Below are 6514 nucleotides of genomic sequence, written 5' to 3'. Positions count from 1 at the left end.
AGCCTGACGGATGAGGGGTGTGTGCGCCTCCGCTTGAACGGCTGCCACGGCGCACGAACCGCCAGAACGTCAAACGCTGCGCCGACACCCCTCATCCGAGCGCTTTGGGCGCCCACCTTCTCCCACAAGGGGAGAAGGGATCAGGCGGCGTCGTGGAAGATCAGGCCCAGCGTCATCCGCTTGCCCGCGCGCACCGTGCTGACGCCGTGGCGCATCTGGACGCGATAGTCGCCGCGCGTGCCGGCCACCGGGCGTTCGCGTACGGCGAAGATGACCGCCTGTCCCTGTTTCAGCGGCGCGATATGGGCCTGCGACTGCGACCGGGGCTTCTGCTCGACCAGAACGAACTCGCCGCCTTCGAATTCGGCCGGATCGCTCAGCAGGATGGCCGCCTGTAGCGGGAAGACCAGTTCGCCGTACAGATCCTGATGCAGTCGATTGTAGTCGCCGGGGCCGTAGCGAAGCATCAGCGAGGTCGGCCGCGTCTGTCCCGCCGCGCGGCAGCGGGCGGTCAGTTCGTCCAGTTGCCCTGGAAAGCCTGGTCGCCCCATCCGCCTCGCCCAGTCGTCAGCGATCGGCGCCAGACCTTCGTAGAGATGCGCCCGCAGCCGGGGCAGGGGATCGGGCAGGGGTTCGGCGAAATACTGATACTCGCCCTGACCGAAGCCGTGGCGCTGCATGACGATGCGGCTGCGGAACCGCTCGGGCTGGTCATAGAGGGCTTGCAGGGCCTTACAGGTCGCGGGCGTCAGCAGGGGGCCGGTCATGGCCCAGCCCTGAGCGTTCAGGTCGGCGGCGATGCGGGGCCAGTCGAGGGCGGCGTCGGTCATGTCGCTATCAGAGCGCGCGGCGGCCCGTTTGTCTGGCGGCTTTCGGCCGTGGGCTTAGAAGCGCACCCGCTGCTCGGCCGATTTCAGCGTCGAGCGGACGAAGTCGGCGGGCGGGTCGGTTTCGGCCAGGACGGCTTCCTTGATGGCGCGCGGCTCGCCGAACAGATGGCCCTGGCCCATGGCGACGTCCAGTTCGAGGATGTCGACGACCTGTTTCTCGCTCTCGACCTTTTCAGCGATCAGTTCGAGGCCGTGGCGGCGGGTCAAGGGGGCGAAGTCCCCGGCGCGGATGTCCGGCTGGCTGGGCAGGGGGGCGGCGCCGTCCAGATCAAGAAGCTGCTCGATCAGCAGGTCGGCCGCCACCTTGATGAAGCGCACGTCCGCGCGTTGCAGATCGGCGAAGTCCAGATCCAGCGTCTGCACCTTGTCGATGGAGAAGCGGAAGCCCAGATCGGCCAGCTTGGCCATGTTGCGCGCCTCGATGGCGCCGCGCGCGTCGAACGTCGCCTGGCCCAGTTCGAAGATCAGGGCGTCCTTCAGGTCGCGGTTCTGGCTCAGGAAGTCGAGGAACTGCGGGAAGAAGGTCTCGTCGCCCAGCGAGGCCAGAGAGATGTTGCAGAAAACCCCGACCTTGCGGTCCTGCCCGGCCAGACGGCGCACGATCTGGGCGCAGCGGAACAGCAGCAGGTTGTCGATGGCGGGCAGCAGACCCTCGCCCTCGGCCACCGACAGGTATTCGGCGGGCATCATCACCCGGTTCGACGGGTCGCGCAGGCGGGTGAAGCTCTCATAGAAGACCGTCCGCCGCTGGGGCAGGGTCACGACCGGCTGCAGATACAGGTCGACGCGGTTCTCGCTGAGGGCGTCGTGGACGGTCTTCAGCAGGGTGTTCGATTGGACCTGACGGCGGCCCTCGAAGGTGTCGGCGGTCAGGGTGGAGGCGGCCAGCCGTTCCTCGATCGAAGCGCTCATCTGCTGGACCAAGCCTTCCAGCATCCGCACCTCGCCGGTCAGGGCGTCGGTGCGCGACAGGGCGCCGGTCTCGATCGCCTGCGCCAGTTCGGTCAGGGCGCCTTGCGTCGACTCCATCGCATCGGCCAGCAGGCGGTGGGCCTCGCGCACCTTGCCGATCTCCAGACGCAGGGCGCGACGGTCGGCCATGCCGGTGACGAGGGCGTGGAGGCCGGCCATGATCCCCAGCGCGCCCAGCACCCCGGCCGCGCCCGCGCCGCCGCCCAGACCGGCGCGCCAGATCGCCGCCCCGATGGTCAGGGCGAGGAACAGGTAGCCGAAGAACAGGAAGCCGCCGGTGATCTTTCGCATGGGGCCGGTCAGAACCGCCTTTCCCTATAGAATCGATCAAGTATCACGTTAACGAAGGCTAACGGCTAGGGTCCGCGCGGATAAACGGGCGGTAAAAGGAGGTTAACGCATGGAATTGTTCGATCTGAGCGGCAAGGTCGCCGTCATCACCGGCTCCTCCAAGGGCATCGGCAAGGCCATCGCCGAGCGTCTGGCCGAACACGGCGCGCGCGTCGTCATCTCCTCGCGCAAGGCCGGGCCGTGCGAAGAGGTCGCCGTCGCCATCAATGAGAAGCACGGCGAAGGCCGCGCCATCGCCATTCCCGCCAACATCGCCTCCAAGGAAGACCTGCAGCGGCTGGTGGACGACACGCGCACCGCCTTCGGTCAGATCGACATTCTGGTGTGCAATGCGGCGACCAATCCCTACGCCGGGCCGATGGCGGGCATCAGCGACGAGCAGTTCGAAAAGATCCTTCAGAACAACGTCATCTCCAACCACTGGCTGATCCAGATGGTCGCGCCGGAGATGGTCGAGCGCAAGGATGGGGCGATCCTGCTGATCTCCTCCATCGGGGGCCTGCGCGGCAACGCCCTGATCGGCGCCTACAACATCTCCAAGGCGGCGGACATGCAGCTGGCGCGCAATCTGGCGGTCGAATACGGGCCGTCGAACGTGCGGGTGAATTGCATCGCGCCGGGTCTGGTTCAGACCGATTTCGCCAAATACCTGTGGGAGAACCCGGAGCTGCTGAAGACCGTCACCGACCCCGCGCCGCTGAAAAGGATAGGCCAGCCGGATGAAATCGCGGGCACGGCGGTCTATCTGTGCAGCCCTGCGTCGGCCTATGTGACCGGCCAGACCCTGGTGGTGGACGGCGGACTGACGATTGCCTGGTGAAGATCAAACGCGCTCAAGCCGCCCGAAGAGCGGCGGCGCTGCAAAAATGAGCCAGGATCTGGTCTGGCGGCTGGAGGCGGCGGCGTTTCGCGGGCTGTTCGGCTTCCTGCGTCTGCTCGGCGTCGAGCGGGCCTCGGGCTTCGGCGGCAAGCTGCTGCGGACGCTGGGGCCGTTGACCGGCACGCACAAGACGGTGACGCGCAATCTGCGCATCGCCTTCCCCGACATGGGCGCCGCCGAACGTGACCGCCTGGCCGTGGATCAGTGGGAGCAGACGGGCCGCACCTTCGCCGAACTGGCCGTCATGGACAGGCTGACGCCGGAAAGCGGGCGCATCGACATCGTCGGGCTGGAGCGGCTGCACGCCGTGCGCGATAGCGGCAAGCCGGTGGTGCTGATCTCGGGCCACCTGGCCAATTTCGAGGTGATGGCGGCGGTCATCATGGCGGCAGGCGTGCCGTGTCAGGTGACCTATCGCGCGGCCAACAACCCCTATGTCGACGCCCTGATCCGCCAGAGCCGCGAGCGCTACGGCATCAAGCTGTTCGCGCCCAAGGGCGACGGCACGCGCGAGCTGATGGCGGGGATGAAGCGGGGCGAATCCATCGCCCTGCTGGTCGATCAGAAATACAGTCAGGGGCCGGAGGTCGAGTTCTTCGGCCAGCCGGTCAACGCCTCGCCCGGCGCGGCGCGCATGGCGCTGAAGTTCGGCACGGTGATGCAGCCGCTGTCGGTAGTGCGCCTGCCCGGCGTGCGCTTCCGCGTGACCGCGCACGAGCCGATCGACGTGCCCGACACGGGCGACAAGGCGGCCGATGTGCTGGCGGGCGTGCAGGCCGCCAACCGCTTTGTGGAGGATCGGGTGCGCGAGCATCCGGTCGACTGGTTCTGGGTCCACAAGCGCTGGCCGCCTCAGGTCTATGAGGCGCTGCGGGCGTCGGACGCCTAATCCAGCACGCCGTCATCGGCGCGGCGGAAAGGACCGGCATAGTCCTTCGTCCCTGTGCGGCGGCGATCCGGCCCGAAATAGCTGGGCGAACGCACGAAGGGGCGGGGACGCAGGATCACTGCCTCGATCCGCGTCAGCAGGGTCTGGGCCTTGACCGGCTTGGCCACGAACTCGGTCACGCCCGCGTCGCGCGCCTCGGTCACGCGGCTCTTTTCGGAGTGCCCTGTCATCATGATGACCGGCAGATAGGGGTTTGCGCTGTCGCCTTCACTGCGGACAGCGCGGGTGAATGCGGCGCCGTCCATCGGCTTCATGCGGAAATCGACGATGGCGATGTCGATCGCTGCGCGGCGCAACAGCTCCAGCGCCACGACGCCGTCCTCAGCCTCGCTCAGGCGGCCGACGCCGACGGATTTCAGCATGGCGGCGACGATGGCGCGCATATTGGGATTGTCGTCGACCAGCAGGACGTGGACCGAACTCAGGGCGGACATCTCAGGACACCGAGAACAGGGCGACCGGAAACGATCCGGCCATGACATCGGAAAAGGGCTCAGCGCCCGGCGGCCGTCAGATACTCGCGCGGTCCGGCGTAGGCTTCCTGCTTCTCGACCGACCAGTAGCGCAGTGCGGCCAGAGGGATGGCTGCGCCGCTGACGGCGCACCGCACGAAGGCGCCGGCCGACAGGACGGCGAACTCGCCGTCGCCGTAGTGCAGGCAGGCCGCTTCGCTGGGGGCGGAAGAAGGAGGCTGGGTGCTCATGTCGTCATCATAACGCGAAGCTTGTGCGGGACGACAGGCGAATCGCCGTCATCTGAGCGTCTGTCTTCACAAAATCGGATGTTCCATGTCTCGATCGCCCGCCGACATCCTGGCCGCCGCCGTTTCCGCGGCCGCTCTGGTCGCCGCGCCTGGCGCGAACGCTCAGGGCGGAGCGGCCGAGCGGCCGACCATTCGCGACTTGGACCGGGCGCCCGGCATCCTCTCGCCGGGGCCGCTGAACGCCATCACCGACGTGGCCGGGGTGACGGTGGGGCAGGTGACGCTGCGTTCGGGCGACAGCGTCCGCACCGGCGTCACCGCCATCGTGCCGCACGGCGGCTCCCTGTTCCGCGACAAGGTTCCGGCCGGGCTGTCGGTCGCCAACGGCTTCGGCAAGCTGGCGGGCGCGACCCAGATCATGGAGCTGGGCGAGATCGAGACGCCCATCGTCCTGACCAACACCCTGTCCGTGGCGCGGGGGATCGACGGCGTTCTGGACTGGACGCTGAAACAGCCGGGGCATGAGGACATCCGCTCGGTCAACGCCGTGGTGGGCGAGACCAACGACGGCGGGCTGAACGACATCCGCGCGCGCGTCGTGACGGCCGCCGACGTGGTGCGGGCCATCGAGACGGCGACGCCGGGGCCGGTGGAGCAGGGCGCGGTCGGCGCCGGGACGGGAACCATCGCCTTCGGCTTCAAGGGCGGGATCGGGACGAGCTCACGCAAACTGCCCGACAGTCTGGGCGGCTTCACCGTCGGGGTGCTGGTCCAGTCGAACTATGGCGGCGTGTTGAGCATCGACGGTGCGCCGGTCGGGGTGCGGCTGGGCCGCTACTACCTGCGCGAAGAGGTGGAGAATGAGCGCGCCGACGGTTCGATCATGATCGTGGTGGCGACCGATGCGCCCCTGTCGGACCGCAATCTGGAGCGGCTGGCGAACCGCGCCTTCGCCGGTCTGGCGCGGACGGGGGCGGCGTTCTCGAACGGGTCGGGGGACTATGCGATCGCGTTTTCCACGGCGGAGGGCGTGCGGCGGACGCCTGAGCGCCGGGCGGGGCAGGCGATGGTTGCGGACTGGCCGAACGACCGCATGTCGCCCTTGTTCGTCGCGGTCGCCGAGGCGACGGAGGAGGCCATCCTCAACTCCCTGCTGAAGGCGCAGACGACGACTTCGGTGATCGACGGCAAGACGGTGACGGTCGAGGCGCTGGACATCGAGGCGGTGAAGGCGGTGCTGGCCGAGACCGCCCGCCGCTAGGGCGTCGCCCCTCTAAACCCGCTCATCCCGGCGGACGCTCGGGATGAGCGGAATTTTCAGGGGTCAGAACAGGTCGCCTTGGCCTGCGGGCGGGGCCTTGGGGCGCGGGGCAGGCTTAGGCGTCGGGCGCGGCGTCGCGCCCTCGCCGTCGATGGTCGCGTCCTTGGCGCCGTCGTTGAAGACGATCCGCACCGCCTGCCCCGGCGATAGGGCGGCGGCCGAGGCGATCATGGCGCCCTCGGCGTCCTCGATGCGGGCGAAACCGGGCTTGGGCGTCTTGGGGTTCAGCGTCGTCAGGGCGCGGGACAGGGCGGTGAGGCGATCCTCGGCGCGCTCCAGCCGACGCGGCATGACGCTGTCCAGACGAAGGCTTAGGGCCTCCAGCCGCGCCTGCCGCTGATCGAGGCGGCGGTGCAGGGGCGCAGGGCTGAGGCGGCCCGCGGTCTGCAGCAGGCGACGCTCGTTGCGGGCGACGCCCGCCTGAAGCGCAGAGCCCAGACGGTCGGCG

Annotated in this window: 8 protein-coding genes; 3 read left to right on the top strand and 5 right to left on the bottom strand. The window is 68.4% G+C overall.

Annotation, left to right across the window (positions count from 1 at the left end; genetic code table 11):
• Positions 1 to 140 precede the first annotated feature (140 nt).
• Both BDIM_RS12405 and tipF read right to left on the bottom strand, forming a co-directional pair.
• Complete coding sequence (locus BDIM_RS12405; protein WP_003165941.1) at positions 141 to 830, bottom strand: 2OG-Fe(II) oxygenase; 690 nt, start codon at positions 828 to 830, stop codon at positions 141 to 143.
• 54 nt (positions 831 to 884) lie between these two features.
• Complete coding sequence (gene tipF, locus BDIM_RS12400) at positions 885 to 2153, bottom strand: flagella assembly cyclic-di-GMP phosphodiesterase TipF (RefSeq protein ID WP_003165940.1); 1269 nt, start codon at positions 2151 to 2153, stop codon at positions 885 to 887.
• Positions 2154 to 2262: 109 nt separating this feature from the next.
• Between tipF and BDIM_RS12395 the strand changes: the two genes are divergently transcribed.
• On the top strand, positions 2263 to 3033 hold the full coding sequence (locus BDIM_RS12395; RefSeq protein ID WP_003165939.1) for an SDR family NAD(P)-dependent oxidoreductase: 771 nt from the start codon (positions 2263 to 2265) through the stop codon (positions 3031 to 3033).
• 46 nt (positions 3034 to 3079) lie between these two features.
• Positions 3080 to 3982: a lysophospholipid acyltransferase family protein gene (locus BDIM_RS12390; RefSeq protein ID WP_003165938.1), complete on the top strand. Its 903-nt coding sequence runs from the start codon at positions 3080 to 3082 to the stop codon at positions 3980 to 3982.
• Here the strand turns inward: BDIM_RS12390 and BDIM_RS12385 are convergent.
• Both BDIM_RS12385 and BDIM_RS12380 read right to left on the bottom strand, forming a co-directional pair.
• A complete protein-coding gene (locus tag BDIM_RS12385; RefSeq protein WP_003165937.1) occupies positions 3979 to 4476 on the bottom strand; it encodes a response regulator in 498 nt (165 codons plus the stop codon). The two genes, BDIM_RS12390 and BDIM_RS12385, sit on opposite strands and share 4 nt — an antisense overlap.
• Positions 4477 to 4535: 59 nt before the next feature.
• Positions 4536 to 4745 carry a DUF2093 domain-containing protein gene (locus BDIM_RS12380; RefSeq protein ID WP_003165936.1) on the bottom strand — a complete coding sequence of 70 codons (210 nt, stop codon included), beginning with the start codon at positions 4743 to 4745 and terminating at the stop codon, positions 4536 to 4538.
• 85 nt (positions 4746 to 4830) lie between these two features.
• Between BDIM_RS12380 and BDIM_RS12375 the strand changes: the two genes are divergently transcribed.
• A complete protein-coding gene (locus tag BDIM_RS12375; RefSeq protein WP_003165935.1) occupies positions 4831 to 6006 on the top strand; it encodes a DmpA family aminopeptidase in 1176 nt (391 codons plus the stop codon).
• Positions 6007 to 6069: 63 nt separating this feature from the next.
• Here the strand turns inward: BDIM_RS12375 and BDIM_RS12370 are convergent.
• Positions 6070 to 6514: exodeoxyribonuclease VII large subunit (locus BDIM_RS12370; RefSeq protein ID WP_040346097.1), on the bottom strand; the 445-nt coding region annotated here is incomplete at its 5' end.

Origin of the sequence: Brevundimonas diminuta ATCC 11568 (genome assembly GCF_000204035.1) — a bacterium.
GTDB lineage: Bacteria > Pseudomonadota > Alphaproteobacteria > Caulobacterales > Caulobacteraceae > Brevundimonas > Brevundimonas diminuta.
The sequence above is the reverse complement of the archived record's forward strand: the minus strand, read 5'-3'. Positions and strand labels throughout refer to the sequence as shown.

Excerpts from the sequence above, each read along its gene's own strand:
- BDIM_RS12390 (WP_003165938.1), top strand. The coding sequence starts at position 3,080 with ATGAGCCAGGATCTGGTCTGGCGGCTGGAGGCGGCGGCGTTTCGCGGG.
- BDIM_RS12395 (WP_003165939.1), top strand. The coding sequence starts at position 2,263 with ATGGAATTGTTCGATCTGAGCGGCAAGGTCGCCGTCATCACCGGCTCC.
- BDIM_RS12380 (WP_003165936.1), bottom strand. The coding sequence starts at position 4,745 with ATGAGCACCCAGCCTCCTTCTTCCGCCCCCAGCGAAGCGGCCTGCCTG.
- BDIM_RS12405 (WP_003165941.1), bottom strand. The coding sequence starts at position 830 with ATGACCGACGCCGCCCTCGACTGGCCCCGCATCGCCGCCGACCTGAAC.
- BDIM_RS12375 (WP_003165935.1), top strand. The coding sequence starts at position 4,831 with ATGTCTCGATCGCCCGCCGACATCCTGGCCGCCGCCGTTTCCGCGGCC.
- tipF (WP_003165940.1), bottom strand. The coding sequence starts at position 2,153 with ATGCGAAAGATCACCGGCGGCTTCCTGTTCTTCGGCTACCTGTTCCTC.
- BDIM_RS12385 (WP_003165937.1), bottom strand. The coding sequence starts at position 4,476 with ATGTCCGCCCTGAGTTCGGTCCACGTCCTGCTGGTCGACGACAATCCC.